The sequence below is a fragment of the Actinosynnema sp. NPDC091369 genome, from assembly GCF_044757065.1.
Taxonomy (GTDB): domain Bacteria; phylum Actinomycetota; class Actinomycetes; order Mycobacteriales; family Pseudonocardiaceae; genus Actinosynnema.
Window position 1 is genome coordinate 657,590 of record NZ_JBIVUG010000001.1, and the last position, 26,098, is coordinate 683,687.

A 26,098-nucleotide genomic window follows, 5' to 3' on the forward strand; every position below is an offset into this window, starting at 1 on the left:
TTCACCGACCTTGTCCCACCGAGCATTGAGGAGGGGCGTTGACCGCCGAGGCCCTCCCCGCCGAACTTCGTCGTGCGATCGTGCAGTTGGCACGCACACCGCGCCTGCTGGTCGCCTGCGACTACGACGGGACATTGGCTCCGATCGTGGCCAACCCAGAGGACGCCCGTCCGCTGCCCGAGTCGGTGGGCGCCCTGCGCTCCCTGGCCGGACTGCACGAGACGACGACCGCGGTGATCTCCGGGCGCGCGCTGCGCGACCTGGCGACCCTGTCGCGGCTGCCGTCCGAGGTGCACCTGGTGGGTTCGCACGGATCCGAGTTCGACGTCGGTTTCGTGCACGCGCTGGACGCCGACGCGAAACAGCTGCACCGCCGCCTGGAAACCGAGTTGGAAGGCGTCGTCGCCGGCCACGAGGGCGTGGGCCTGGAGGTGAAGCCCGCGAGCATCGCGGTGCACGTCCGCCGCGCCGACCCGGCCGTGGGCGAGCGCGTCCTGGACGCCGTGCGCACCGGCCCGGCCACCTGGGACGGCGTGCAGGTCACCGAGGGCAAGGCCGTGATCGAACTGGCCGTGGTGCAGACGGACAAGGGCCACGCCCTGGACGTCCTGCGGCACCGCGCGTCGGCGACCGCGGCCGTCTTCGTCGGTGACGACGTGACCGATGAGAAAGCGTTTGCCCGGCTGTCCGGGCCGGACGTCGGCATCAAGGTCGGCGACGGCGAGTCGCTGGCCGAGTACTCCGTCGCCGACACCCTCGACGTGGCCACCGTGCTGGCGTTCCTGCTGGAGGAACGCCGGGCGTGGCTGCACGGCGACCAGGCCGTGCCGATCGAGCGGCTGACCATGCTCGCCAACGAGCGGTCGGTCGCGCTGCTGACCCCGGACGCCCGGCTGAACTGGCTGTGCCACCCCGAGCCGGACTCGGCGGCGGTGTTCGCCGACCTGCTCGGCGGGCCCGCCGCGGGCCACTTCTCGATCAAGCCGGAGCACGGCTCGCTGCCCCTGGGCCAGCGGTACGTGCCGGGCACGATGATCGTGGAGACCCGCTGGTCGCGGCTGCTGGTCACGGACTACCTCGACCACGACCTGGCCTCGCACCGCACCGACCTGGTGCGGCGCATCTCCGGCTCCACCAACGCGGTGATCACGTTCGCGCCGCGGCCGGAGTTCGGCCAGGTGCCGGTGCGGCTGCTGCGCGAGCGCGACGGCCTGCGCGTCGTCGGCACGTCGGACCCGATGGTGCTGCGCTCGCCCGGCGTGGACTGGCAGATCACGTCCGACGGCATCCAGGAGACCGCCACGGCGGTCGTGCGGCCCCGCGAGGGCGCGCCGATCCTGCTGGAGCTGCGCTGCGGCACGGACGACCTGTCCGAGGCCACGCTCGGCGAGCCGGAGCGGCGGGCGCGGGCCGGCGCGTTCTGGTCCGACTGGGCCGCGACGCTGAAGCTGCCCCCGGTCGAGTCGGACCTGGTGCTGCGGTCGGCGTTGACGCTCAAGGGCCTGGTGCACCACGACACCGGCGCGATCATGGCCGCCGCCACCACCTCGCTGCCCGAGGAGCTGGGCGGCATCCGCAACTGGGACTACCGGTACTGCTGGCTGCGCGACGCGGCGCTGACCGCCCAGGCGCTGGTGTCGGTCGGGTCGCTCGGCGAGGCGGAGGCGTTCCTGGGGTGGGTGCACGGGGTGCTGTCGACCCTGCCCGGCCCGGAGCGCCTGCACCCGCTCTACACGCTTCAGGGCACCATGCTGGGCGCCGAGGCCGTCATCGACACGCTGCCCGGCTACGCCGGGTCGCGGCCGGTGCGCGTGGGCAACCTGGCCAACCAGCAGGTGCAGCTGGACGTGTTCGGCCCCGTGGTCGACCTGGTCGTGCAGCTCGCCGCCGCGCGCGGCTCGTTGACCGACAAGGACTGGACGATGGTGCAGGCGATGGCCGAGGCGGTCGCCCGCCGCTGGCACGAGCCCGACCACGGCATCTGGGAGGAGCGGCACGCGCCGCGCCACCACGTGTACTCGAAGGTCATGTGCTGGGTGACGCTGGACCGGGCGGTGAAGCTGGCCGAGACGTACGGGCGGGAGATCGACCCGTCGTGGCCGGTGCTGCGCGACACCATCTCCAACGACGTGCTCAAGCACGGGTGGAGCGAGGAGGCGCAGTCGTTCACCACCGCCTACGACGGCGACGACCTGGACGCGGCGTCGTTGCACGTCGGGCTGTCGGGGCTGATCGACCCGACCGACGACCGGTTCCAGGCCACCGTGACCGCGATCGAGGCCGAGCTGCGGTCCGGGTCCACGGTGTACCGGTACCGGCGTGACGACGGCCTGCCGGGCGACGAGGGCGGCTTCCACCTGTGCGCGGCGTGGATGATCGAGTCCTACCTGCTCACCGGGCGGCGCACCGAGGCCGAGGAGCTGTTCGCGCAGATGGTGGACGCGGCCGGGCCGACCGGTCTGCTGCCCGAGGAGTACGACCCGATCGCGGAGCGCTCCCTGGGCAACCACCCGCAGGCTTACAGCCACCTGGGCCTGATCCGCTGCGCCCAGCTGCTGGCGGCCGGCCGGTAAGTGCTCGTGGCGGAACCGGCGTCCCCGCGTCCCGGGGGCGCCGGTTCCGCTATTTCCGGAGCTTGAGCAGGTTCAGGGCTTCGTGCAGGTCGTGGGCGACGAGCGCCCGCGTGCCCTGCGGCAGCGGACCGGCGTCCGGCGGCACCAGGGCCTTGGTGAAGCCGAGCCGCGCGGCCTCGGTGAGCCGGCGGCCGACAGCGCCGACGCGGCGCAGCTCGCCGGAGAGGCCGACCTCGCCGACCACGACGAGGTCGTGCGGCAGGGGCAGGTCGGTGGCCGCCGAGGCGACCGCCAGCGCCACCGCCAGGTCCACCGCGGGCTCGACCAGCCGCATGCCGCCCACGGTGGCGGTGAACACGTCCTTGTTGCCCAGGCCGACCTTGCCGCGCTTCTCCAGCACCGCGAGGACCATGGCCAGGCGGGCCGAGTCCAGGCCGCTCACCGCGCGCCGCGGCGCGGGCAGCGCGGTCGGCGTGACCAGCGCCTGCACCTCGCCCAGCATGGGCCGCTTGCCCTCCACGACGACCGTGACGGCGGTGCCGGACACGGCCTGGTCGCGGCGGTGCAGGAACAGGCCGGACGGGTCGGGCACGCCCGCGATGCCGTCGTCGCGCAGCTCGAAGCAGCCGACCTCGTCGGCCGGCCCGAACCGGTTCTTCACGCCGCGCAGCAGGCGCAGCGTCGAGTGCCGGTCGCCCTCGAACTGGAGCACCACGTCCACCAGGTGCTCCAGCACCCGCGGCCCGGCGACCGAGCCCTCCTTGGTGACGTGACCCACCAGCACGACCGGCAGCCCGCGCTCCTTGGCCACCGCGATCAGGCCCGCGGTGACGGCCCGGACCTGGCTGACCCCGCCCGGCGCCCCGTCCACCGCGGGCGAGGACATGGTCTGCACCGAGTCCACGATGAGCATGCTCGGCTTGACGGCGTCCACCTGGCCGAGGACGGCGGAGATGTCGCTCTCGGCCGCCAGGAAGATCTCGTCGTGCAGGTTCCCGGTCCGGTCCGCCCGCAACCGCACCTGCCCCGCCGACTCCTCGCCGGTGACGTAGAGGCAGCGGCCGACCGAGAGCGCCCACTGGTGGGCGACCTCCAGCAGCAGCGTCGACTTCCCGACCCCCGGCTCACCGGCCAGCAGCACCACCGCGCCCGGCACGAGGCCGCCGCCGAGGACCCGGTCCAGTTCGAGGACGCCGGTCGACACGGCCCGCGCGGACTCGATGTCGACCTGCGCGATGGGCCGCGCCTCGCTGCTCGGCGCGCCGGCGAGGAAGCGCGGCGCGGCCGACACCCCCCGCTCCTCCACCGTGCCCCAAGCCTGGCACTCCGGGCACCGCCCGACCCACTTCGCCACCTCGTGCCCGCACTCGGCGCACCGGTACGTCGGCTTGGCCACCCGTGCTGTCTTCGCCACGCCCCGGAGGCTATCCGGCGCCCCCGACAACGCCCCGGACTGTCGGTGCCCGCCGGCAGAATGAAAAACAGGGGTCCCCCGGGAGGGGACCCCTGCGTCGCGTGCGTGGTGGTGCGGGAGAGCTCAGTGCTCCGAGGGAGCGTCCTGGCGCGGCTCCGGCGTGGCGCCGATCGGCAGGTCCAGGGTCAGCTCGCCGGCCTTCTCGAACAGGAACGTGACGCGGATCGTCTGACCCGGCCGCAGCGGCTTCTTCAGGCCCTTCAGCACGATCTGCACCTTGCCCGGCTCCGTCGGGTCGACCGACGACGGCAGCTTCGTGCCGGTCGTGGGCGGGGCCGAGATGGACGTGCCGCTGCCCGAGGTCGGCGTGACCGAACCCGTGGTCGTGGTGGCCGTGCCCGAACCGGACGGCGTGGTGGTGGTCGTCGGGGAGTGCGAGTCCGACGGCGAGTGCGAGTCGGACGGCGCGTGGGAGCCCGACGGCGAGGAGGACGACGTCGCCTTGGTGGTCGTCGTCGCGTGGCTGCCCGCGTCGTCCTGGTCCGCCCCGGCGATGATCACCGACGCGGGCTCCAGCCGCGAGTCGCCGGTGATCTCGGCGGGGGCCGAGCCCTCGCTGGTCACGCCGATCAGCGTGTCCGCCTCGGTCCCGTTGTTGGCGATCACGACGATGATCGGGGCGTCGTCACCCTGCTCGTAGGAGCCGTGCGCCACCGGGAACAGGAACTGCGCGTCGCGGACGGCCACATCTCCCACCTGCCCGCTGGCCCCGTTGACGGCGGCCACCTGCGTGTCCGTCTGCGTGACCTGACCTGCGCTGCAACCTGCGGCGGCCAAGCCGAGGCCCGTCGCCAGGGCGGCCACGACGGCCAGGCGGCGCGGCGCTGGGGACTTCTGGAGTGCGCGACCCACGGCTGCTCGGATCCTTCCCGGTGTGCTGACGAGGCGGGTCGTACCCGGTAGTAACGGGTCCGACCACCAGTCCAGGAGCCTAACGGGGCGCACCGGGACCTGCGGCACGTGGTGCCCCACACCACCCCGGGAGCCCGTCACGCACGTCCACAGTGGAGCAAGATCGACCTCGGGCGTTGCATGCGACCGGGTGGTTTGTCAACCCCCCACGCGGCCCTGACCAGCGCTAACTGATCTCAACGGGCCGAAGAGGGGATTGCTCGGCGTGTTAGGATGGGGTTAGCGAAAGGGGCAGAGGACACATGGTTTTCAAGGTCGGAGAGACCGTCGTCTACCCGCACCACGGTGCCGCTCTCATCGAAGCAATCGAGACCCGTGTGATCAAGGGCGAGGAGAAGAAGTACCTCGTCCTCAAGGTTGCCCAGGGCGACCTCACGGTTCGCGTCCCCGCCGACAACGCCGAGATCGTGGGCGTTCGTGACGTCGTCGGCCAGGAGGGTCTTGACAAGGTCTTCGAGGTCTTGCGTGCTCCCCACACGGAGGAGCCGACCAACTGGTCCCGGCGGTACAAGGCCAACCTCGAGAAGCTCGCGTCCGGTGACGTGAACAAGGTGGCCGAAGTGGTGCGCGACCTCTGGCGGCGCGAGAAGGATCGCGGTCTGTCCGCTGGTGAGAAGCGGATGCTGGCGAAGGCTCGACAGATACTGGTTAGCGAACTGGCGCTGGCCGAGGGCACCGACGAGGACAAGGCTGAGGTCCTCCTCGACGAGGTCCTGGCTACCGCGTCCTGATCGTTCCACCCGACAAACCGGAAACCGCGAACATGGGTGTGGTCGCGCTCGTGCCCGCGGCGGGCCGGGGTGAGCGGTTGGGTTATGGCATGCCCAAGGCGCTCGTGCCGGTCGACGGCGTTCCGCTGCTCGTGCGTGCGGTGCGCGGCCTGATCGACTCGGGCTGCGTGCGGCACGTCGTGATCGCCGCACCGCCGTCCGATGTGGACGTTGTGAGTACCGTCACCGCCCCGTTGGCCCCAGCCGACGGGGCGGTGCACGTCGTGGCCGGGGGCGCCGAGCGGTCGGACTCGGTGCGCTTGGCCCTGACGTACGCCTTGCGTGAGATCGGCGACACTTCGATCGTGCTCGTCCACGACGCGGCCCGCGCGTTCACCCCGCCGGCCGTGGTCAAGGCCGTGGTGGACGCCGTCGCCGCAGGTCACCCGGCCGTCATCCCGGTGCTGCCGGTCGCCGACACGGTCAAGCAGGTCGACGCCGACGGCGTGGTGGTCGCCACACCGGACCGCGCGGCGCTGCGGGTCGTGCAGACACCTCAGGGCTTCGACGCGGCCGTGCTGCTGCGCGCGCACGACGCCGCCCGGCGGGCCGGTCTGGGCGCGACGGACGACGCGGGCCTGGTCGAACGGCTCGGTGTGCCGGTCGTCACGGTGCCGGGTCACCCCGACGCCATGAAGATCACCACGAAGTTCGACCTGGCGGTGGCCGAGGCGCTGCTGGTCGGCGGAGGAGCACCGTGATCCCCAGGGTGGGCATCGGCACGGACGTCCACCAGGTCGAAGCGGGCCGCGAGTGCTGGTTGGCGGGCCTGCGCTGGGACGACGCGGACGGCTGCGCCGGGCACTCGGACGGCGACGTGGCCGCGCACGCGCTGTGCGACGCGCTGCTGTCCGCCGCGGGCCTGGGCGACCTGGGCGCGGTGTTCGGCACGAGCGACCCGCGCTGGTCCGGTCGGCACGGCGTGGAGTTCCTGGCCGAGGTGCGGCGGCTGGTCGAGCAGGCCGGTTACCGGGTCGGCAACGCCGCGGTGCAGGTCATCGGCAACGCGCCCAAGATCGGCAAGCGCCGCGACGAGGCGCAGGAGGTGCTGTCGGCGGCGGTCGGCGGCCCGGTGTCGGTCAGCGGCACGACCACCGACGGCCTCGGCCTGACCGGGCGCGGCGAGGGCATCGCCGCCGTGGCGACGGCGCTGGTCGTCCCGCTAGCCTGAGCCGCATGGCGGTCACCCTCAGCGCGGCCACGCGCGCCCTGGTCGACGAGCGGAACTACTGCGTCCTGGCCACGCTGAACCCGGACGGCAGCCCGCAGACATCGGTGGTGTGGGTGGCCCGCGACGGCGACGACCTGCTGTTCTCGACGCTGCGCGACCGCGCGAAGGAGCGCAACCTCCGCCGGGACCCGCGGGCCAGCGCGAGCGTGTGGAGCGGCGCCGACCCGGAGGTCTACGCGGAGATCCGCGGCACCGTGACGATCACCGAGGACACCGGCCGCGCCCTGGCGAACTCCCTGTCGCACAAGTACACGGGCGAGGACTTCCCGGCCGACCAGCCCGGCCGCGTCCGCGTCGTGCTGCGCCTGACCCCGACCAAGGTCACCGGCAACGCCGCCTAGCACCCCGCCCCCTCCCGGAGCCCGCCGGCCGCGGAGCAGCGGCGATCGAGCACCGTGAGGCTGCTCTCGGTCTGCGGGATTCCCGAGACCTCCGATGTTCGAATCCCGTAACGTGCGTTATGTGACGATCCGCGCCGTGCTCTTCGACTTCTCCGGCACCCTGTTCCGCTTGGAGCACGACTCGCTGGCCGCCCACGCCGAGCTGATGCGCGCGCTCACCGCGCCGGTCGGCGTCGCCGAGGGCCTGGACGTCGACCCCGAGCAGTGGGAGCGCCGCGACCTCGACCCCGACGCGCACCGCGAGATGCACCTCGCCGTGCTGGCGAAGGCGGGCGCGAAGGACCCGGCGCGGTTCTACGCCGACCTGTGCAGCCCGCCGTTCTGGCAGCCCTACCCGGACACCGCGCAGGCGCTGGGCACCGAGGTGCCGACCGCGGTGGTCAGCAACATCGCCTGGGACATCTCCGCGGTCTTCGCACGTCACGGCGTCGAGAACCGGGTGGACGAATTCGTCCTGTCCTACCGGGAGGGCTTCGCGAAGCCCGACCCGAAGCTGTTCCGCATCGCCTGCGACCGCCTGGGCGTGCACCCGAGCGAGGCGCTCATGATCGGCGACAGCGCGGAGGCCGACGGCGGCGCGGCGGCGATCGGGTGCCGGGTCGAGATCGTCGAGCCGCTCCCGACGCACAACCGGCCGGACGCTCTGCTGCAGGTCCTGCGCAAGCACATCTGACCGGGCGATTCAACCCCGTCCGGTCACCGCCCGTACCATCTTCACGTGAGCCTCCACCTGTTCGACACCGCGACCCGGTCCATGCGGGAGTTCGTCCCGCAGGTCAGCGGAACGGCGTCGATCTACGTGTGCGGGGCCACGGTGCAGGGCGTTCCGCACATCGGCCACGTGCGCAGCGGCCTGAACTTCGACGTGCTGCGGCGCTGGCTGGGCCGGGACGGCTCGACCGTGCGGCTGGTGCGCAACGTCACGGACGTCGACGACAAGATCCTCGCCAAGGCGACCGAGCACGGCGCGCAGTGGTGGGAGTGGGCCTACCAGCACGAGCGGGCGTTCGACGCGGCCTACGACGCGCTGGGCTGCCTGCCCGCGTCGTACTCGCCGCGCGCCACGGGCCACGTCACGCAGATGGTCGAGCTGATGGACCGGCTGATCGAGAAGGGGCACGCGTACGCCTCCGACGGCGACGTGTACTTCTCGGTGACGTCGTTCCCCGAGTACGGGGAGCTGTCCGGGCAGAAGCTGGACGAGGTGCACCAGGGCGAGTCCGCCGCGACCGGCAAGCGCGACGCGCGCGACTTCACGCTGTGGAAGGCGGCGAAGCCGGGCGAGCCGTCGTGGCCGACGCCGTGGGGTCCGGGCCGGCCGGGCTGGCACCTGGAGTGCTCGGCGATGGCGACCGCGTACCTGGGCGGGACGTTCGACATCCACGGCGGCGGCATCGACCTGATCTTCCCGCACCACGAGAACGAGCAGGCGCAGTCGCGAGCGGCGGGTGACGGGTTCGCCCGGTACTGGATGCACAACGCGTGGGTGACGCTCAGCGGCGAGAAGATGTCGAAGTCGCTGGGCAACACGGTGTCGATCCCGGCGATGCTGGAACGGGTCCGCGCCCCCGAGCTGCGGTACTACCTGGTCGGGCCGCACTACCGGTCGGCGATCGAGTACTCGCCCGAGGCGCTGGACGAGTCGGTGTCGGCCTACCGGCGCATCGAGTCGTTCCTGCGGCGCGTGGTCGAGCGCACCGGCGAGGTCGGCGCGGAGGGCGAGCTGTCGCCCGCGTTCGTCGCGTCGATGGACGACGACATGGGCACGCCCGGCGCGTTGGCCGCGATCCACAAGCGGCTGCGCGAGGGCAACACCGCCCTGGAGTCCGGTGACGACGCGGGCGCGCGGGAGGCCGCCGCGTCGGTGCGGGCGATGACCGGCGTGCTCGGGTTGGACCCGCTGTCGCCGCAGTGGCACGACGCCGCCGCGGGCGGCGCGGGCAGGCACGCGCTGGGCGTGCTGGTGGACAGGCTGCTGGAAGAGCGGTCGCAGGCCCGCAAGGACAGGGACTTCGCGCGCGCGGACGCGCTGCGCGATCACCTGCTGCTGGCCGGTATCGCCGTCGAGGACACCCCCGACGGTCCGTTGTGGACGTTGAAGGACGACTGAGCTCGTGGCTGGTAACTCCAAGCGCCGGGGCGCCATGCGCAACCCCGGCTCCAAGAAGGGCGCGGTCGTCGGTTCCGGCGGGCAGAAGTCGAAGGGCTTGCAGGGCAAGGGCCCGACGCCCAAGGCGTCCGAGCGGCCGAACCACCCCGCGTACAAGCGCGCGAACGCCGCGGCGAAGGCCGAGCAGGTCCGCTCGCAGCGGCGCAAGGCCGCCGAGAACGGGCCGGAGACGGTCGCCGGGCGCAACCCGGTGGTCGAGTGCCTGCGAGCGGGCATCCCGGCGACGGCGCTGTACGTGGCGCTGGGCATCGACGCGGACGACCGGGTCGCCGAGGCGGTGCAGCTGGCGGCCACCCGCGGCATCTCGGTGCTGGAGGTGCAGCGCGGTGAGCTGGACCGGATCACCGGCGGCGCGATGCACCAGGGCCTCGGCCTCCAGGTGCCGCCCTACGAGTACGCCGAGCCGCGCGAGCTGCTCAAGATCGCGAACCAGTCCGGGACGCCGCCGCTGCTGGTGGCGCTGGACGGGGTGACCGACCCGCGCAACCTCGGCGCGGTGGTGCGGTCGGCGGCGGCGTTCGGCGCGCACGGGATCGTGCTGCCGCAGCGCCGTTCGGCGGGGATCACCGCGGTGGCGTGGCGGACCAGCGCGGGCACGGCGGCGCGGATGCCGATCGCGGTGGCCACGAACCTGACCCGCCAGCTCAAGGAGTGGGCCGAGGCCGGGCTGATGATCATCGGCTTGGACGCGGACGGCGACGTGGACGTGGACGGCCTCGACCTGGCCACCGGCCCGCTGGTGGTCGTGGTCGGCTCGGAGGGCCGCGGCCTGTCGCGCCTGGTGAAGGAGACGTGCGACCAGACGGTGTCGATCCCGATGGCCGCGGGCGTGGAGTCGCTGAACGCCTCCGTCGCCGCGGGCGTCGTGCTGGCCGAGGTGGCCCGCCGCCGTCGCCTGGACATCCGCGGCTGACCCGCCGCCCACTACCGCTCTCGCTCCGCAGGGGTCCCCGCCAAGGGGACCCCTGCTGTGATTGTGCCAGGGGGCACCGACAATTCCGGGTGGCTGCGGGCGAGCTGTGGACAACCAGCGGTCTGCGGACGGATGGCGGCGTCCTATGGACGGACGGCGGCCTCGGCCTGTGGACAACCTGCGGCAGCGGCACGTAGGCGACCCGCGGCGACGTCCTGTGGGCGACCGGCGGCAGCGGCGCGTAAGCGACTGGCGGCGGCGGGTTGAGGGCGACCGGCGGGCCGAGCGCGGCCCGGCCCTTCACAGGGCGTGCGTCGTCCAGGCGAGCGTCACGCGCATCTCGCTGAACCGCCACCCCTCCCCCGTCCGCACCGCGGTGCACGCGACGCGCAGGCCGCTCGACCGGTGGGGCGGCGCGCCGTCGCGGTAGAAGTGGACGAGCTGGTTCGCCGTGGCCTCGGCCCGCTCGCCGTCGCCCCGCACCAGCACGTCCCCGTGCACGTGCTGGGTGTGCTCCCCCTCGACCCAGCTCGACTCGAGGAACGCGGCCAGCTCCTCGCGCCCCCGCAGCTCGGCCCGCGGTGAGCGGGCCACGGCGTCGTCGGTGTAGACGGTGGGCACGTCGTCGTGGCGGCCCTCGTCCAGCAGGTTGGCCAGGCGGGCGAACAGGTCGGCGATTTCGATGCGGTCGGCGACGTCGAGGGCGGTGGGCATGGCGACTCCCGTGGTGGCAGGTTCAATGTTGGTGAGACCAACACTAGCGCAGAGCGTTGGTGACACCAACACCGTTACAGTGACCGCCGTGGACGAGACCCCGCCGCAGCGCCTGGTGACGAAGCCGAGCTGGCTGATCACCCAGCTCGCCGTGCACGCCCGCCGGCTGGTGTCCGACGGCTTCACCGCCTCGGGGGCGCGCGGCTACCACTACCGGATCCTGGCCGCGCTGCACGAGTTCGGCCCCGCGAGCCAGGCGCAGCTCGGCCGCCGGTGCCGGGTCGACCGCAGCGACGTGGTGGCGGCGGTCAACGGCCTGGTCGAGCTCGGCCACGTCGAGCGCGGGCCCGACCCCGACCACGGCCGCCGCAACCGCGTGACGATCACCGCGAGCGGCCTCGACCAGCTGCGGCGAATGGACGGCGTTCTCGACCAGGTCCAGGACGACCTGCTCGGACCGCTGTCGGCCGACGACCGGCGGACGCTCACCCGCCTGCTCGGAACCGTTCTCACCCACCACGAACCGCGGTGACGACCCGCCCGACCGACCGCGGGTGTGAGGTGGAGCGGTTTGTCGGTGATCCCGTCCGGCGGCGGGTGATCGGCGGATAAGGTCTGCGGCGATGTCCTTCGCCAGCCTGCTGTTCCTGTGGTTCTTCCTGCCGGTCGTGCTCGCGACCGTCCTCGTCACGCCCAGGAACCGGCGCAACGGCGTGGTCGCCGTGGCGAGCCTGCTGTTCTACGTCTCCGGCGCGGGCGGCACGACGCTGCTGCTGCTGGCCTGCATGGTGGGCAACTATCTGGCCGGGCGGCGGCTGGAGCCGGGCGCGCCGGGCGACCGCAGGCTGGTCCTGGTGGGCACGATCGCGCTCAACCTGACCGTGCTGGTGATCTGGAAGTACGCGGGGTTCGCCACCCAGCAGCTGCACGACATCGCCGCCGTCGTCGGCGCGGACCTGCCGGTGGTGGAGCTCGCGCTGCCCATCGGCATCTCGTTCTACACGTTCCACCACATCTCGTACGTGGTCGACGTCTACCGCGGCGAGCGGCCCGCGCTGCGCGAACCGGTCGCGTTCGTCACCTACATCGCGATGTTCCCGCAGCTCGTGGCCGGTCCGATCGTGCGGTTCCGGGAGATCGCCGACCAGCTGCCGCAGCCGCGCATGCACCGCTGGGACGACATCGCGGCGGGCTTCCCCCGGTTCGCGCTCGGGTTGTGCAAGAAGGTGATCATCGCCGACTCGATCGCGCCGCTGGTCGACGCCTGCTTCGCCACCCCGGCCGACCAGATGACGACGTCCATCGCCTGGCTCGGCGCGATCGGCTACACGCTCCAGCTCTACTTCGACTTCTCCGGCTACTCCGACATGGCCATCGGCCTCGGCCGCATGCTGGGCTTCCGGCTGCCGGAGAACTTCGCCCGGCCGTACTCGTCGGTGACCATCACCGAGTTCTGGCGCCGCTGGCACATGTCGCTGTCGCGCTGGTTCCGCGACTACGTCTACATCCCGCTCGGCGGCAACCGCGGCGGTGTGCTCCAGACCTACCGGAACCTGTCGATCGTTTTCGTGCTCACCGGTTTCTGGCACGGGGCCAACTGGACGTTCCTGGTGTGGGGTTTGTTCCACGGCGGGCTGCTCGTGCTGGAGCGCCGTTTCGGCTGGGATTCGGCGCCGGTCACTACGCGTACCCGAATTGCCCGGCGCGCCCTGACGATGCTGCTGGTGGTAATCGGCTGGGTGTTCTTCCGGTCCGCCGACCTCGGTACGGCGTTCACAATCATCGGCCACTTGCTGTTGCCGGATTTCAGCGGATTGACTGAAACGGTGGCCGCCGCGGCGACCAATCAGCGCATTGTGCTGCTCGTGCTGGCGCTGGCGATCGTCGCAATGCCCGATCACCCGGTGAGCGGCCCCTACCTGGAAGCCTCCCGCGCCAAGATCGCCACCGCGGCCCGGATCTCGCTGATGACCATCGGTGTCGGGTACGCGGCGATCCTGGTGGCGAGCGGCACCTTCAGCCCGTTCCTGTACTACCAGTTCTGAAGATCGAACGCGGGTCACGTTCCACAATTGACGCGCCGACCGGCGTGGCCGCGGGTCGGCGACCGCAGGAACGCGCTGACCCGGTCGGACCAGCCGCGCGGTGCCCTTTGGGGCGCGCGGTCGACGTAGGGTAGGCGAGGATTGCTCACGCCGTGTCACCTACCGTCAACTGTCAAGAATAAGTGGCCGGTTTTTCGCCGTTGTAACTACTTTATGTAACCGACCTGCTCCGTTCGGGTACACAGTGTGGTAGGACAGAGATTGCACATCCGGCAGCTTCTACCGTGCTAACCGAGGGAATTGTTACTTCGGGTGGGGGTAACGTGACTCACTCATCGGGGCCGACCAACCTGGGGGAGTTGTGACTTCCGGGGGGACCGTCCGCGCGCTCGTGGGCAACCGCGAGTTCCGCGGCATGTGGATCGGCTCGACGGTGTCCACCGCGGGCGACCAGCTCGCGGCGGTGGCGCTCTCGCTGCTGGTGTTCGAGCGCACCCAGTCGCCCGCGTGGACCGCCCTGACGTGGTCGTTGACGCTGTTCCCGCCGCTGGTCTCCGGGCCGCTGCTCGGCTGGCTGGCGGACCGGTTCCCCCGCCGCACGGTGATGGTGTGGTGCGCGTGGCTCCAGGCCGCCCTGGTGGGCCTCATGGCCATCCCCGGCGCGCCGCTGTGGCTGATGATCGTGCTGCTGGTCGTCGTGCTGATGATCTCGTCGCCGTTCCTGGCCGCCCAGGAGGCGAGCCTGCCGCACGTGCTGCCGGACAAGCGCTACGACGACGGCGTGGCCCTGTTCGGCACGTCGGTGGACGTCGCCCAGATGGTCGGCCTCGCCGCCGCGGGCTTCCTGGTCACCAACACCAGCGCCAACGTCGCGCTCGCCATCGACGCGGCCACGTTCGTGTGGGTGGCGGTCCTGGTGCAGCTGTCGGTCAAGCACCGGCCCGCGGCCGACCCGCGCGGCACGAATCGGGACCCCGAAGGTCCCAAGGGCGCGTTCACGCTCCTGGTCACCGAACCCCGGCTGCGCAGCCTGATGGGCATGCGCCTGCTGGCCGGCCTCGCCATGGTCCCGGAGGGACTCGCCGTGCCCCTGGCGGCGAGTCTGGACGCGGTGTGGGCCGTCGGCCTGATCCTGGCCATCGAGCCCGCCGCCAACGTCCTCGGCGTGGCCGTGCTGTTCCGGGTGGTGCGCGATCCCGCGAAGCGCGAGCGGCTGATCGGCCCGCTCGCCATACTGTCCCTGGCCCCTCTGGTCATGTTCGCGCTGAACCCGAACCTGACCTGGACCATCGCACTGCTGGTGATCGCCGGGATGGCCGGCGCGTACCACACGCCCGCACGCTCGGCGTGGATGCGCATCCTGCCGGACGCCTACCGCGGTCGGGCGTACGGCATCGGCCGTGCCGCTCTGCGCTCGTCGCAGGGCGGCGGCATGGCGCTGGCCGGTGTCGTGGCCCACTCGATCGGCTCGGTGACCGCGACCATCGCGGGTGCAGGCGGCATCGGGCTACTGCTCGCCACCCAGGCGACCGTAGCCTGGCGACGGGCCCGCACCCGGAACGATCCGAAGGCGGTGGCGATCTGAAACGGACCCATCACATATCGCGATTGTCAAACATGAAGGACCCCTCGGCTGCGGCCCGCTAGCCCGCGGGCACGTACGGTGAACATTCGGTCCGGGATGGAGGGAGCGGCTCACATGTCGCGGTTGCGCATGGCGAACACCTCCTCAGTGCGCATCTCGGGCACGGACGTGCCGCTGCGAACGGCGTTCGCCACGCGGCGCCGGGCAGAGGGTAGGGGGTCGTGGTGAAGAACAGTTTGACTGACCAGGAGGTCTCTGCGGCAGTCGGCCGGCCCTCGATTCGCAACTGGGATGTGTGGACGTTGCGACCGGCCGCCCTGGTGTACTTCTTCTTCATCGAATCGGCCGTAGCGGCTGCCGCCATTTGGCTGCTCACCGGGCTCGACTCGGTCTCCGACGCGGACTGGCTGCGATTCGGCGCGGTGATGTTCGCCATCACCGTGCACCTCATGATCGTTCGGCGGGCCGAAGAGTCGCGCCGCAACGAGTCCGCCGGCCCGCACATCGACCTGACGTCGGTCTGGACGTTCGCCGCCGCGATCGCCCTGCCGGGCGCGCTGGCCGTGCTGGCGACGGTCTGGATGCGCATCCTGATCCAGCCGATCGCGCGACGGCAGCCGTACCGGTTCGTGTTCAGCTCCGCGAGCATCCTCGGCGGCACCATGCTGGCCTGGGCAGTCGTGCACCTGTCCGGGACGTCGCTGCTGGCGACCGGCAGCATCCCGACCGACCTGGGCCTCGTGCTCGTGCTCATCGTGGCCGGGGTGGTCAACTGGGGCGCGCAGGGCATGAACATCGCGATCGCGCTGAAGATCGTCACGCCGCACACCCGCATCCAGGAGTTCCTGGGCTCGCGGGCGGACAACATGCTGGAGCTGAGCACGCTCGGCGCGGGCGCCATGCTCGGCATGCTCATGACCACGCACTGGGTGGGCCCGCTGCTGCTGGTGTTCCCGGTGATCCTGGTGAACGCGCTGCTCTACCACGCGGCGCAGCGGCGGGCGCACCTCGAGCGGCTGCTGCGCGAGCAGGAGCAGTTGCAGGCGCGGCTGGCCGAGGACGCGCACACCGACTACCGGACCGGGCTGCTCAACACCAACGGCCTGGCCGAGTACGCGGGCCGGCTCACCGACCGGTGCCGCCACGACGGGCAGCCGGTGACCGTGCTGGCCATCGACCTGGACCACTTCAAGCGGATCAACGACACCTGGGGCCACCCGGCGGGCAACGCCGTGCTGGCCGAGGTGGGCCGCATCCTGCGGGAGAAGCTGCGGCCGGGCGACGTGGCCGGGCGCGACGGCGGCGAGGAGTTCGTCGTGGTGCTCGCCGACACGGGCCTGGCGCAGGGCACGGCCATCGCGGAGCGGGTGCGCGAGGCGATCGGCGAGATGTCCGTGGTGACCACCGACAAGCACCGCAACACGGTGACGCTGCGCGGGCGCAACCTGCCGCTGACGCCGGACGGGCCGGAGGTGCGCGCCATTTCGGCGTCCATCGGCGTGGCCGTGCTGCCGGACAACGGCGAATGCCTCCAGGACGCCCAGCACTGCGCGGACGCGGCGCTCTACGCGGCCAAGGAGAACGGGCGCAACCAGGTGCGGGTCGCCGGTGGCGAGATCCGGCTGCTGCCCGCGCCGCGGGTCGACCAGCCGGTCGCGGAGGGCGCGGCCGAGCAGCAGGAAGCCGCCGGAGCCACGCGCACGGCCTAAGCGCCCTCGACCCCGCGGACCGCCCGAGACGGCTCGGACCCCGGCACGGCGTAAGTCGTCGGCGTCCCGTGCGCGGCGCGATCGGGCGGCTCGCGCCCGGGAGCGGCGGCGGAGGGCGCGCTGGAGCGTCCCACCGCGACTGCGGTGGGTGGCCGGTGTGGTCCTCGTGCTGCGCATGGCGGCCCGTCGTCTCCGCGCGGCCCGCGTCCCGCGACCGGGCCTTTGGTGCCCCCTACGCGACGCATACCCACTCTCGGCGGGTTCCAAACGTGTCAGTGCACTCTTTCCCGCTTGCCGCTCATCAGCCGGCAGACCAGGTAGATCAGGAACGACACCGCCGTCACGAACGCGCTCACCGGCATGCCGGGCGCGAGCGACAGCACCATCCCGCCCAGCACCGACACCTCGGCGAACACCACGGCCAGCACGGTGGCCCGCACCGGGCTCGCGGTGACCCTCGTCGCCGCCGCCGCGGGCGTGATCATCAGCGACAGCACCAGCAGCGCGCCCACCAGCTGCACGCTCAACGCCGTCGCCACGCCCACCAGCACCGCGAACACCACCGACAACGTCCGCACCGGCACGCCGCGCGCCGTGGCCACGGCCGCGTCCACGCTGGCGAAGTGCAGCGGCCGGTAGATGAACGCCAGCACCGCCAGCACCGCGACCGACGAGCCGATCAGCAGCCACAGGTCGGTCGACCCGACGCTCACCACCTGCCCGGTCAGCAGGCCGAACTTGTTCGCCGCGCGCCCCTTGTAGAGGGCCAGGAACAGCACGCCCAGCCCCAGGCCGAACGCGAGGATCGCGCCGATCACCGAGTCCCGGTCCGCGTCACGCCTGCTCAGCAGCCCCAGCAGCAGCGCGGCGATGACCGAGCCGGCCAGCGCGCCGTACCCGACGCCGATGCCGACCAGCAGGGCCGCCGCGCCACCGGTGAACGCCAGCTCGCTCGTGCCGTGCACGGCGAACGCCATCTTGCGGGTCACCACGAGCGGGCCGAGCAGCCCGGCCACCAGCCCGAGCACCGCGCCCGCGATCAGCATCGGCTGGACGTAGCGCAGCAGGTCGATCGTCTGCCCGACGTCGAAGAAGTTCTCCATCAGCCCTCATCCGCCACGTGGTGCGGCTCGTCCTCGCACACGTGCTGCGCGCCGACCACGTGGATCTGGTCGCGCACGCGGACCACCTCGACGTTCGTGCGGTACAGCTCGGTGAGCGTCCGCGAGGTCATCACCTCGGCGGGCGTGCCGATCCGGAACCGGCCGTCGACCAGGTACAGCACCCGGTCGACCAGCGGCAGGATCGGGTTGATCTCGTGGGTCACGAACAGCACGGCCGTGCCCGCGGTCCGGCGGCGGGCGTCGATCAGGTCGCTGACCACGCGCTGGTGGTGCAGGTCGAGCGAGAGCAGCGGCTCGTCGCACAGCATCACCTCGGGGTCGCCGACCAGGGCCTGCGCCACCCGCAGCCGCTGCTGCTCGCCGCCGGAGAGCAGGCCGACCGGCTCGTCGGCGTACCTCGTCGCTCCGACGGCCTCCAGGGCCACGTCCACCCTGGCCCGGCGTTCGCGCCGGTCGCGCCAGCCGACGCCCCAGCGGTGCCCGTCCAGGCCGAACCCGACCAGGTCGCGGCCGCGCAGCACGAGGCTGGAGTCGATCGCCCGCTGCTGCGGGATGTAGCCGATGCGCCGGTTGCCGCCCGCGACGCGCACCGTGCCCGAGGACAGCGGTTGCAGGCCCAGCAGCACCCGGATGAGGCTGGTCTTGCCCGAACCGTTGGGTCCGAGCACGGCCACGAACTCGCCGGGGGCGACGTCCAGGTCCAGCCCGTCCCACAGCACGCGGTCGCCGTAGGACAGCCGCGCGCCGCGCAGCGCCACGGCCGCGCGCGTGGACCTGTCCGCCACCTGCGCCGTCATGCGCCCAGCGCTCCCACCAGCGAGTCCACCTGCTTCGTCATCCACTCAAGGTAACCCGTGACGCCCTCGGGCAGCGTCTCGGTCACCTCGGCGACCGGCACGCCCGCGGCCCTGGCCTGGTCGACCACCTGCTTGGTGCCCGCGTTCTCGGTCTGCGCGTTGTTGACCAGCGCGGTGACCTGCTTCTGCTCGACGAGCCGGGTGACCTCGGCGAGCGCGGCGGCGGGGATGTCGGTCTCGTTCTCCACGGCCTCGCTGAACGACTCGGGCGTGACGTCCTCGACGCCCGCGGTGTCCAGCAGGTAGTGCGCCACGGGCTCGGTGGCCAGCACCTTCCTGCCCGCTCCCTTGCCCTCGACGCGCTGCTCCAACTCGGTCAGCTTGGTGGTGAAGTCCCTGGCGTTCGCCTCGAACGTCGCCTTCTTGTCCGGCGCGATCGCGCCGAGGTCGGTGGCGGCCTGGTCGGCGACCTTGCGCACGGTGCCGAAGTCGTACCAGACGTGCTCGTTCACGGAGTGGTCGTGGTGCTCCTCGCCCTCCGGCTCGGCGGAGGGCTCCGGCTCCTCGTGCTCGGACGCCTTGCCGGACAGCGGGAACGCCTCGATCTTCTTGGCCCCCTCGGTCTCGGGGCCGAGCAGGGTGGCGAAGAAGTCGTCGTAGCCGCCGCCGTTGAAGATCACCAGCTTCGCGTCGCGGACCGCGGCCAGGTCCGACGGCTTGCTCTCGTAGGAGTGCGGGTCGCCGGACGGGTCGGCGATGATGGCGCTGACCTGCACCGCGTCGCCGCCGACGGCCTCGACGACGCTGCCCCACACGTTGGTGGAGGCGACGACCTTGATCTTGCCGTCGCCGTTGGCGGCCGGGGTGTCCTGGGCACCGCAGGCGGTGAGGACGACGGCGGTCGCGGCGGCAACCGCGCCGAGCAACACGTTGCGGACGGTCATCAGAACACTCCTCGACAGGCGGACGCACAGGCAATGGAAACCGTTGTCGAGTTCAGTTTAGAACGCTCCGCCACGGACATGTCCACCGACCGGGTGTTTTCACACACCAGAGGGGCCACCTCCCCACGGACGGGAGGTGGCCCCTCTGGGTGCGCGGGTCGTCAGTCGGTCAGGCGGTGGCCCGACTCGGGGTGGAACAGGTGGACCTCGCCGGCGTCGCGCACGGCGACCTTGACCGTCTGGCCCAGGGTGGGCGGCGTGCGGCCGTCGACGCGGACCACGAACCGCTCCGGCACACCGCCGATGCGGACCGAGCCGTGCATGAGCGCGTCCGCGCCCAGCTCCTCGACCAGCTCGACGGTCATGTCCATGCCCTGCTCGGAGGAGCTGACCAGCGCCAGCGACTCCGGCCGGATGCCGAACGTGACCTCGGACAGGCCCTCACCCGCGGCCTTGTCCAGCGCGCGGCGCTCCAGCGGCACCACGATGCCGTCGAGCTTCGCGCCCTCGGCCGTCAGCGGCACGGTCTTGAGGTTCATGGCGGGCGAGCCCATGAAGCCCGCGACGAACGCGTTGGCCGGCTTGTCGTACAGCGCGCGCGGGGTGTCGCACTGCTGGAGCAGGCCGTCCTTGAGCACGGCGACCCGGTGGCCCATGGTCATGGCCTCGACCTGGTCGTGCGTGACGTAGATCGTGGTGGTGCCCAGCCGCGCCTGGAGGGCGGCGATGTTCGCGCGGGTCTCCACGCGCAGCTTCGCGTCCAGGTTCGACAGCGGCTCGTCCATGAGGAACACGGAGGGCTCGCGGACGATCGCGCGGCCCATCGCGACGCGCTGGCGCTGACCGCCCGACAGCGCCTTCGGCTTGCGGTCGAGGTACTTCTCGAGGTCCAGCATCTTGGCCGCCTCGGCGACCTTCTCCCGGATCTCGGTCTTGTTGACGCCGCGCAGCTTGAGCGCGAAGCCCATGTTCTCCGCGACCGTCATGTGCGGGTAGAGCGCGTAGGACTGGAACACCATCGCGATGTCGCGGCCCTTGGGCGGCACGTTGGTGACGTCCTTGCCGCCGATGTGGATCGCGCCCTCGTCCACGTCCTCCAGACCCGCGAGCATCCGCAGCGCGGTGGACTTGCCGGAGCCGGACGGACCGACCAGGACCAGGAACTCGCCGTCGGCGACGTCCAACGACAGCTCGTCGACCGCGCGGACCGGCGGGTTGCCGGAGAAGATCCGCGAAGCCTTGACGTAGGCGACCTCAGCCATGCCACGCACCTTTCACTACCAAGCTTTGCCGCAACGCTAGGGATTGCAAGCGCTTACGGGAACGGGTGGATTGGTCTAGTTCCGCATCGGTTCAGCCCCTGGCCCGGACGAGCTGACCCGGCCGCCGCGGGAGTCAGGACCGGCCGGGGTCCGCGAGCGTCCCGAAGACCATGCCGATGCCCGCCGCCCACCGGGTCCAGCGGGGCGGCGATCACCCGGTCGAGGCGACCGGACCAAGCCTTTGACCAGCGGTATTGCGGCTGGCGGTCGACGCGTCGACTCCCTAACCTCTCCGCCATGAAGGTCATCGATCAACGGGAGTTCGACCGGAACCCCGCACAAGCGCTGGAAGCACTCGAAGCCGGCGCGGCGCTCCGCATCACCGATCGCGACGGTGAGGTCATCGAGCTCCGCCCTCCGGCGGACGGGCGGCCGTGGACCACGAAGGAGCTCATCGAGCTGCACAAGCGCCTGCCGCACGTCGACTACGCGGAGTTGCGCGCGGACATCGACGACACGTCCGGCGTCGATCGCGTCGATGCGGACCCGTGGGAGCGCAACCGTGGCTGACCGCCATTCCGGCGTCCTGGACACGTCCGCGTACATCGACCTCGACTCCTTGCACCCCGGGGTCCTGCCGGACGATCCCGGGCTGACCACGATCACGCTGGCCGAGCTGTACCACGGCGTGGTGGCCGCGAGGGACGCGACGACCCGCGCGACCCGGACCGCGCACGTGGCCGCCGCGATCGTGGACTTCGACCCCCTGCCCTTCGACTACCGCGCGTCCGCGCGTTACGGCAGCCTCGTCGCGCTGACGCTCGCGGCCGGGCGTGATCCGCGGTCGCGCAAGTTGGACCTGATGATCGCGGCCATCGCGTCGTGCCACGACCTGCCGCTCTACACCCGCAACCCTAAGGACTTCGTCGGCCTGGAGCAGTTGGTCGAGGTCGTCGAGGTGTGACCGGGGGCCTCCGCGGCGAGGTGGAGGCCCCCGTCGACATCAGCCCTTGACCGCGCCCGACGACAGACCGGTCACCAGGAACCGCTGCACCAGGTAGAACACCACGATCGCGGGGATCGCGACCAGGATCGAGGCGGCAGCCAGGTGGCCCCACTCGGTCCGGTTCTGCTGGACGAACACCTGCAGGCCCACGGCCAGGGTCTTCGACTCGTCCGCCGCCGACAGGAACGCCGACGCGAACGCCACCTCGCCCCACGCCGTCAGGAACGCGTAGAACGCCGTCACGGCCAGCCCCGGCCGGGCCAGGGGCAGCACCAGCCGCCAGAACACGCCGAACGGCGACAGGCCGTCCACCCGGCCCGCCTCGTCGATGTCGGTGGGGATGGTGTCGAAGTAGCCCTTCAGCATGTACGTGCAGAACGGCACCGCGGTCGTGCAGTACACCAGCACCAGGCCCAGCGACGTGCCCTGCAACCCCAGCGCCAGCAAGATGTTGTACAGCGGCACGATCAGCACCGCGAACGGGAACATCTGCACGACCAGGAACGACAGCATCAGCGACCGCTTGCCCGGGAACCGGAACCGCGACGCCGCGTAGCCCGTCGTCGCCGACAGGAACACCGCCAGCACCGTGGTCAGCAGCGCGATCAGCACCGAGTTGCCGAACCACGCGAGGAAGTCGCCCTTCTCCCCCGTCAGGATGCGCCCGTAGTTGTCCAGGCTGGAGTCGTTGAACAGCTTCGGCGTGGTCTCCACGGCCTTGGCGTCCGGCTTGAACGACGTCACCAGCACCCAGAACACCGGGAACACCGCGATCAGCGACGCCACCACGAGCGCGGCGTGCAGACCGGCGCTGGCCAGGGGCGACCGCTGCGCGCGCTTGAGCGCCCGCGCCCGCGGGACCGCCTTCACCGACGCGGCTTCGACCGTCATCACCACACCTCGCCTTGCTTGCGCAGCGCCCGCCGGTACACGCCCGCGAACACGAGCAGCACGGACAGGATCAGCACGCCGTAGGTCGACGCCACCGCGAAGTCGCGGGACGCGCTGGAGAAGAACCGCTCGAACGCGTAGGTCACCAGGATGCGGGTGTTCGGGTTCGGCCCGGTGATCAGGTAGATGATCGCGAACATGTTGAACGTCCAGATGATGCCCAGCAGCACCACGGTGCTGGACACCGACCGCAGGCCGGGCAGCGTCACGTTGCGGAACCGCTGCCACGCGGTCGCGCCGTCCACCTCGGCGGCCTCGTAGAGGTCACCGGGGATCGACTGCAACCCGCCCAGCAGCGCCACCATCATGAACGGCACGCCGAGCCACACGTTGACGATGATCACCGCGACCAGCGCCCAGTCGGACTGGCCGAGCCACACCGGGTCGGGCAGGCCGAGGAAGCGCAGGGCCTGGTTGATGATCCCGTACTGCGCGTTGAACATGTACTTCCACGCGAACGCGCTGATGAACGCGGGCACGGCCCACGGCAGGATCAGCAGCACCCGGTACACCGCCCGGCCGCGCACCTCCCGGTTGAGCAGCAGCGCGAGGCCCAGGCCGATCGTGTAGTGGAAGAACACGCAGCCGAACGTCCAGACCAGCGTGCGGACCAGCGTGCCCCAGAACGCGCCGTAGCTCGCGTCGCCGGACAGGACGTTCAGGTAGTTGTCCAGGCCAACGGAGACGTAGGTCGCCGGTCGGTCGAGGATCGGGTTGGCGATGTTGCCCTCGTTGATGTCGGTGAAGGTGAAGAACACGCCCTGGGCGAGCGGGAACAGCACCAACACCGCGATGACCACCACGACCGGCAGCACCATCGCGTACGCGTACCAGTGCCGGTCCAGGAACCTGCGCACCGAAGTCTCCCTTCGCTGCCCCGCGGCGCCCGGCCCACGTGCGGGCCGGGCGTCGAGGGGGATGGTCAGCCGACGGTGTACTCGGGGACGACCTTGTCCTTGTAGTCCTTCGCGACCTCGTCGAGCGCCGTCTTGGCGTCCTTCTTGCCGGCCAGCACGTCGGCGTAGGCGATCTTCAGCGGGTCGAACAGCTGGCCGCCCTCGGGGATCCACGCGCGCGGGTGGGCGGAGGTGACGACCGGCTCGAACGCGGACACGACCGCGTTGGCCTTCACGTCGGCGTTGTCGTAGGCCGACTTGCGGGTGGGCAGCACGCCCAGTTCCTTGGCGATGCGCGCCTGCGACTCGGTGCTGCTCATGCAGGCGATGAACTTGACCGACGAGTCCTTGGCCTTGGTGGCCTTGCGGATCACGTAGTCGTGGCCGCCGACCGGCGCGGAGCCCTTGCCCGCGGTGGCGCCGGGCACGGGCGCGATGCCCAGGTTGGCGGCGTCGGTGAACGCGGCGCCCTTGAGGTAGTCGGCGACCGACCACGGGCCGTTGATCACCATGGCGACCTCGCCGGAGGTGAACGCGGCCTGCATGTTGTTGTAGGAGTTCGCCGGGTCGAGCGCGGTGGACGCGGCCTTGGCGTCGAGCAGGCCCTTGGCGGTCTCCAGCGCCTTCACGTTGTCCGCGGAGTTGACCACGATCTTCTTCGCGTCGGCGTCGACCAGGTCGCCGCCCTCGCCGTAGATGAACGGCAGCGCGTAGTAGGCGTCGTTGTTGATGAAGATCGTCTTCTCGCCGCCGAGCTTGGCCGCGGCGGCCTTGACCTCGTCCCAGGTCTTCGGCGGTTCGACGCCGGCGTCGGCCAGCAGCTTCTTGTTGTAGAACAGCGCCAGCGAGTCGGTGACCTGTGGCACGCCGTAGGTCTTGCCGTCGTACTTGGTGGAGCCCAGCGGGGTCTCCAGGAAGTCGGACGTGTCGTTCGCCAGCTCGGTGCCGGCCAGGTCCTCGACGTAGCCGAGCTTGGCCAGCTGCGACACCCACGCGACCTCGGCGCGGAAGACGTCCGGGCCCTGACCGCCCTGCGCGGCGGTCTTGTAGTTGTTGAGCGCCTGGTCGAACGCGACCGTCTCGGTCTTGACCTTGTAGCCGCCCTTGGTCGCGCACTCCTGCGCGATCGCGGTGAACACCGGGCTCTCGTTCGGGCCGCTGGTGTCCCAGAAGGTGATCTCGCCGGAGTCGCCGGACGCCGATCCGCCGCCGCCACCACCGCACGCGGTGAGGACGAGGGCGGAGGCGGCCGCCACTGCGGTCACGAGGGTGGTACGTCGCATCGTTGCTGTCGTCCCTCCTGCGGCCTCCACCGTGATGAAGGCTCTTGCAAGAACTTGCGAAATTGTTGACGCGGATTTCAACCCGCCGACCAGGTCCGGGTCAAGGGGCTGCACGTAACCAAGCCGTAACGGCCCTGCCTGGTCGGCGGAAACCAAGGTGGGCGTTGCAAAAATTTGCCGCTGGCGGCAGGCTGCACGTCACCAGCGAGTCAGCGAGGAGGCAGGGTGTCCGGTCTGTCCGAGATCGCCAGGGCAGCCGGGGTGAGCATCTCCACGGTCAGCCGGGTGCTCAACCGCCGGGCGGGCGTGAACGACGAGACGCGCCAGCGCGTGCTCGCGGTGCTTGCGGAAATGCCTTACACGCCACGCGGGTTGGGCGCGTTGCAGCGGACCGGGGTGATCGGGCTGCTCGTGCCGGAGCTGTCGAACCCGGTGTTCCCGGCGTTCGCCGAGGCGCTGGAGGTGCGGGCCGCGCGGCTGGGGTACTCGTCGCTGCTGTGCAACACGCGGGCCACCGGCGCGGGCGCGATGGGCGAGGAGGAGTACGTGCGGATGCTCCTCGCGCGCGGCGTCGAGGGCATGGTGTTCGTGTCGCCGGAGATCACCAACGTCGAGGTGCCGCTCGGCCAGGCGCCGCGGCCGTCGTACTACGCGAAGCTGCTGGCCGACGGCGTGCACATGGTGTTCCTCAACGGGGCCACGCCGTCGTTGGACGTGCCGGACGTGACGGTGGACGAGCAGCACGCGGGCTATGCGGCGACCAGGCACCTGGTGGAGCTCGGGCACCGGCGGATCGGGTTCGTGTCGGGACCGGCGCGGTCGTTGCCGTCACGGCTCAAGCGGGCCGGGTGGGCGGCGGCGCTGGAGGAGGACGGGCTGCCGGCGACGTCGGACTACGTGGCGCACGGGCCGTTCGGGCCGGAGGGCGGCGCGGAGGCGGTGTCGTCGCTGCTGGACAGCGTGCGGCCGACGGCGGTGATCTGCTCGTCCGACCACATGGCGATCGGCGTGCTGCGGGAGGCGCACCGGCGCGGGCTGACCGTGCCGCGCGACCTGTCCGTGGTGGGGTTCGACGACATCCCGCTGGCGTCGTACTGCTCGCCGTCGTTGACCACGCTCGCGCAGCCGATCGAGGAGATGGCGTCGGCGGCGGTGGACGAGTTGGTGCACCGGCTCGACCCCGATCGGCGCAGGCGTCCGGCGGGCAATTACACGCGCGTTTTCCGGCCGCGCCTGGTGGTGCGCGAGTCGTCCGCCGCACCCCCATTGGTTTAGACCACTGTACTCTGAGGTAACCACCCGCCATCTGCACTGATGACAATTTGGAGGGACGCCGGT

Annotated in this window: 25 protein-coding genes; 15 read left to right on the forward strand and 10 right to left on the reverse strand. The window is 71.3% G+C overall.

The window, feature by feature from the left end; all coding sequences use genetic code 11:
• Positions 1-38 precede the first annotated feature (38 nt).
• Positions 39-2,573 carry a trehalose-phosphatase gene (gene otsB / locus ACIQMJ_RS03185; RefSeq protein ID WP_499759357.1) on the forward strand — a complete coding sequence of 845 codons (2,535 nt, stop codon included), beginning with the start codon at positions 39-41 and terminating at the stop codon, positions 2,571-2,573.
• A 49-nt stretch (positions 2,574-2,622) separates the two neighbouring features.
• Here otsB and radA read toward each other — a convergent pair whose 3' ends face one another.
• Together radA and ACIQMJ_RS03195 are read right to left on the reverse strand one after the other, a co-directional pair.
• Positions 2,623-3,987, reverse strand: a complete 1,365-nt coding sequence (gene radA, locus ACIQMJ_RS03190) for a DNA repair protein RadA (RefSeq protein WP_499759358.1) — start codon at positions 3,985-3,987, stop codon at positions 2,623-2,625.
• A 123-nt stretch (positions 3,988-4,110) separates the two neighbouring features.
• Positions 4,111-4,899 (reverse strand): copper chaperone PCu(A)C domain-containing protein, encoded by a 789-nt coding sequence (locus tag ACIQMJ_RS03195; RefSeq protein ID WP_499759359.1) that lies wholly within the window; start codon positions 4,897-4,899, stop codon positions 4,111-4,113.
• Positions 4,900-5,201: 302 nt separating this feature from the next.
• Here ACIQMJ_RS03195 and ACIQMJ_RS03200 point away from each other — a divergent pair, with 302 nt between their 5' ends.
• The 7 genes from ACIQMJ_RS03200 to rlmB all read left to right on the forward strand — a co-directional run bounded on the left by ACIQMJ_RS03200 (position 5,202) and on the right by rlmB (position 10,444).
• Entirely contained in the window at positions 5,202-5,690 is a 489-nt protein-coding gene (locus ACIQMJ_RS03200) for a CarD family transcriptional regulator (RefSeq protein ID WP_012782996.1), read from the forward strand.
• A gap of 32 nt (positions 5,691-5,722) precedes the next feature.
• On the forward strand, positions 5,723-6,430 hold the full coding sequence (gene ispD / locus ACIQMJ_RS03205) for a 2-C-methyl-D-erythritol 4-phosphate cytidylyltransferase (protein ID WP_499759360.1): 708 nt from the start codon (positions 5,723-5,725) through the stop codon (positions 6,428-6,430).
• Positions 6,427-6,900: a 2-C-methyl-D-erythritol 2,4-cyclodiphosphate synthase gene (gene ispF, locus ACIQMJ_RS03210; RefSeq protein ID WP_499759361.1), complete on the forward strand. Its 474-nt coding sequence runs from the start codon at positions 6,427-6,429 to the stop codon at positions 6,898-6,900. The genes ispD and ispF overlap by 4 nt, the downstream gene beginning before the upstream one ends.
• Before the next feature lie 5 nt (positions 6,901-6,905).
• Positions 6,906-7,301 (forward strand): PPOX class F420-dependent oxidoreductase, encoded by a 396-nt coding sequence (locus tag ACIQMJ_RS03215; protein ID WP_499759362.1) that lies wholly within the window; start codon positions 6,906-6,908, stop codon positions 7,299-7,301.
• Positions 7,302-7,422: 121 nt separating this feature from the next.
• Positions 7,423-8,034: an HAD family hydrolase gene (locus ACIQMJ_RS03220; protein WP_499759363.1), complete on the forward strand. Its 612-nt coding sequence runs from the start codon at positions 7,423-7,425 to the stop codon at positions 8,032-8,034.
• 45 nt (positions 8,035-8,079) lie between these two features.
• The gene (gene cysS / locus ACIQMJ_RS03225; protein ID WP_499759364.1) at positions 8,080-9,471 is read left to right on the forward strand and encodes a cysteine--tRNA ligase; all 1,392 of its coding nucleotides are present in this window, start codon (positions 8,080-8,082) and stop codon (positions 9,469-9,471) included.
• Between the two features lie 4 nt (positions 9,472-9,475).
• Positions 9,476-10,444, forward strand: a complete 969-nt coding sequence (gene rlmB, locus ACIQMJ_RS03230) for a 23S rRNA (guanosine(2251)-2'-O)-methyltransferase RlmB (protein WP_499759365.1) — start codon at positions 9,476-9,478, stop codon at positions 10,442-10,444.
• 300 nt (positions 10,445-10,744) lie between these two features.
• Here the strand turns inward: rlmB and ACIQMJ_RS03235 are convergent, their stop codons facing one another.
• Entirely contained in the window at positions 10,745-11,158 is a 414-nt protein-coding gene (locus tag ACIQMJ_RS03235) for a nuclear transport factor 2 family protein (protein WP_499759366.1), read from the reverse strand.
• Between the two features lie 88 nt (positions 11,159-11,246).
• Between ACIQMJ_RS03235 and ACIQMJ_RS03240 the strand changes: the two genes are divergently transcribed.
• From ACIQMJ_RS03240 to ACIQMJ_RS03255, 4 genes are all read left to right on the forward strand, one after another.
• Complete coding sequence (locus ACIQMJ_RS03240; protein ID WP_499759367.1) at positions 11,247-11,690, forward strand: MarR family winged helix-turn-helix transcriptional regulator; 444 nt, start codon at positions 11,247-11,249, stop codon at positions 11,688-11,690.
• Positions 11,691-11,781: 91 nt separating this feature from the next.
• Entirely contained in the window at positions 11,782-13,203 is a 1,422-nt protein-coding gene (locus tag ACIQMJ_RS03245) for an MBOAT family O-acyltransferase (protein ID WP_499759368.1), read from the forward strand.
• Between the two features lie 361 nt (positions 13,204-13,564).
• Complete coding sequence (locus ACIQMJ_RS03250; protein WP_499759369.1) at positions 13,565-14,788, forward strand: MFS transporter; 1,224 nt, start codon at positions 13,565-13,567, stop codon at positions 14,786-14,788.
• Between the two features lie 293 nt (positions 14,789-15,081).
• Positions 15,082-16,497 (forward strand): GGDEF domain-containing protein, encoded by a 1,416-nt coding sequence (locus ACIQMJ_RS03255; RefSeq protein WP_499759370.1) that lies wholly within the window; start codon positions 15,082-15,084, stop codon positions 16,495-16,497.
• Between the two features lie 272 nt (positions 16,498-16,769).
• Here the strand turns inward: ACIQMJ_RS03255 and ACIQMJ_RS03260 are convergent, their stop codons facing one another.
• From ACIQMJ_RS03260 to ACIQMJ_RS03275, 4 genes are all read right to left on the reverse strand, one after another.
• Positions 16,770-17,600 carry a metal ABC transporter permease gene (locus ACIQMJ_RS03260; RefSeq protein ID WP_499759371.1) on the reverse strand — a complete coding sequence of 277 codons (831 nt, stop codon included), beginning with the start codon at positions 17,598-17,600 and terminating at the stop codon, positions 16,770-16,772.
• Positions 17,600-18,418 carry a metal ABC transporter ATP-binding protein gene (locus ACIQMJ_RS03265; protein WP_499759372.1) on the reverse strand — a complete coding sequence of 273 codons (819 nt, stop codon included), beginning with the start codon at positions 18,416-18,418 and terminating at the stop codon, positions 17,600-17,602. Before ACIQMJ_RS03265 ends, ACIQMJ_RS03260 begins: the two co-directional genes overlap by 1 nt.
• A complete protein-coding gene (locus ACIQMJ_RS03270) occupies positions 18,415-19,362 on the reverse strand; it encodes a metal ABC transporter solute-binding protein, Zn/Mn family (RefSeq protein WP_499759373.1) in 948 nt (315 codons plus the stop codon). Before ACIQMJ_RS03270 ends, ACIQMJ_RS03265 begins: the two co-directional genes overlap by 4 nt.
• A 161-nt stretch (positions 19,363-19,523) precedes the next feature.
• Complete coding sequence (locus ACIQMJ_RS03275; protein WP_499759374.1) at positions 19,524-20,624, reverse strand: ABC transporter ATP-binding protein; 1,101 nt, start codon at positions 20,622-20,624, stop codon at positions 19,524-19,526.
• Positions 20,625-20,921: 297 nt separating this feature from the next.
• Here ACIQMJ_RS03275 and ACIQMJ_RS03280 point away from each other — a divergent pair, with 297 nt between their 5' ends.
• Complete coding sequence (locus ACIQMJ_RS03280) at positions 20,922-21,194, forward strand: PhdYeFM domain-containing protein (RefSeq protein ID WP_499759375.1); 273 nt, start codon at positions 20,922-20,924, stop codon at positions 21,192-21,194.
• Positions 21,187-21,588: a type II toxin-antitoxin system VapC family toxin gene (locus ACIQMJ_RS03285; protein ID WP_499759376.1), complete on the forward strand. Its 402-nt coding sequence runs from the start codon at positions 21,187-21,189 to the stop codon at positions 21,586-21,588. The genes ACIQMJ_RS03280 and ACIQMJ_RS03285 overlap by 8 nt, the downstream gene beginning before the upstream one ends.
• A gap of 39 nt (positions 21,589-21,627) precedes the next feature.
• Here ACIQMJ_RS03285 and ACIQMJ_RS03290 read toward each other — a convergent pair whose 3' ends face one another.
• The 3 genes from ACIQMJ_RS03290 to ACIQMJ_RS03300 all read right to left on the reverse strand — a co-directional run bounded on the left by ACIQMJ_RS03290 (position 21,628) and on the right by ACIQMJ_RS03300 (position 24,760).
• A complete protein-coding gene (locus ACIQMJ_RS03290; protein ID WP_499759377.1) occupies positions 21,628-22,521 on the reverse strand; it encodes a sugar ABC transporter permease in 894 nt (297 codons plus the stop codon).
• Positions 22,521-23,399, reverse strand: coding sequence for a carbohydrate ABC transporter permease (locus ACIQMJ_RS03295; protein WP_499760235.1), 879 nt, complete (start codon positions 23,397-23,399; stop codon positions 22,521-22,523). The genes ACIQMJ_RS03290 and ACIQMJ_RS03295 overlap by 1 nt, the downstream gene beginning before the upstream one ends.
• Before the next feature lie 104 nt (positions 23,400-23,503).
• Positions 23,504-24,760, reverse strand: coding sequence for an extracellular solute-binding protein (locus tag ACIQMJ_RS03300; RefSeq protein ID WP_499759378.1), 1,257 nt, complete (start codon positions 24,758-24,760; stop codon positions 23,504-23,506).
• A 225-nt stretch (positions 24,761-24,985) separates the two neighbouring features.
• On the opposite strand from ACIQMJ_RS03300, the gene ACIQMJ_RS03305 reads away from it, so the two are divergent.
• Positions 24,986-26,035: a LacI family DNA-binding transcriptional regulator gene (locus tag ACIQMJ_RS03305; protein WP_499759379.1), complete on the forward strand. Its 1,050-nt coding sequence runs from the start codon at positions 24,986-24,988 to the stop codon at positions 26,033-26,035.
• Positions 26,036-26,098 lie beyond the last annotated feature (63 nt).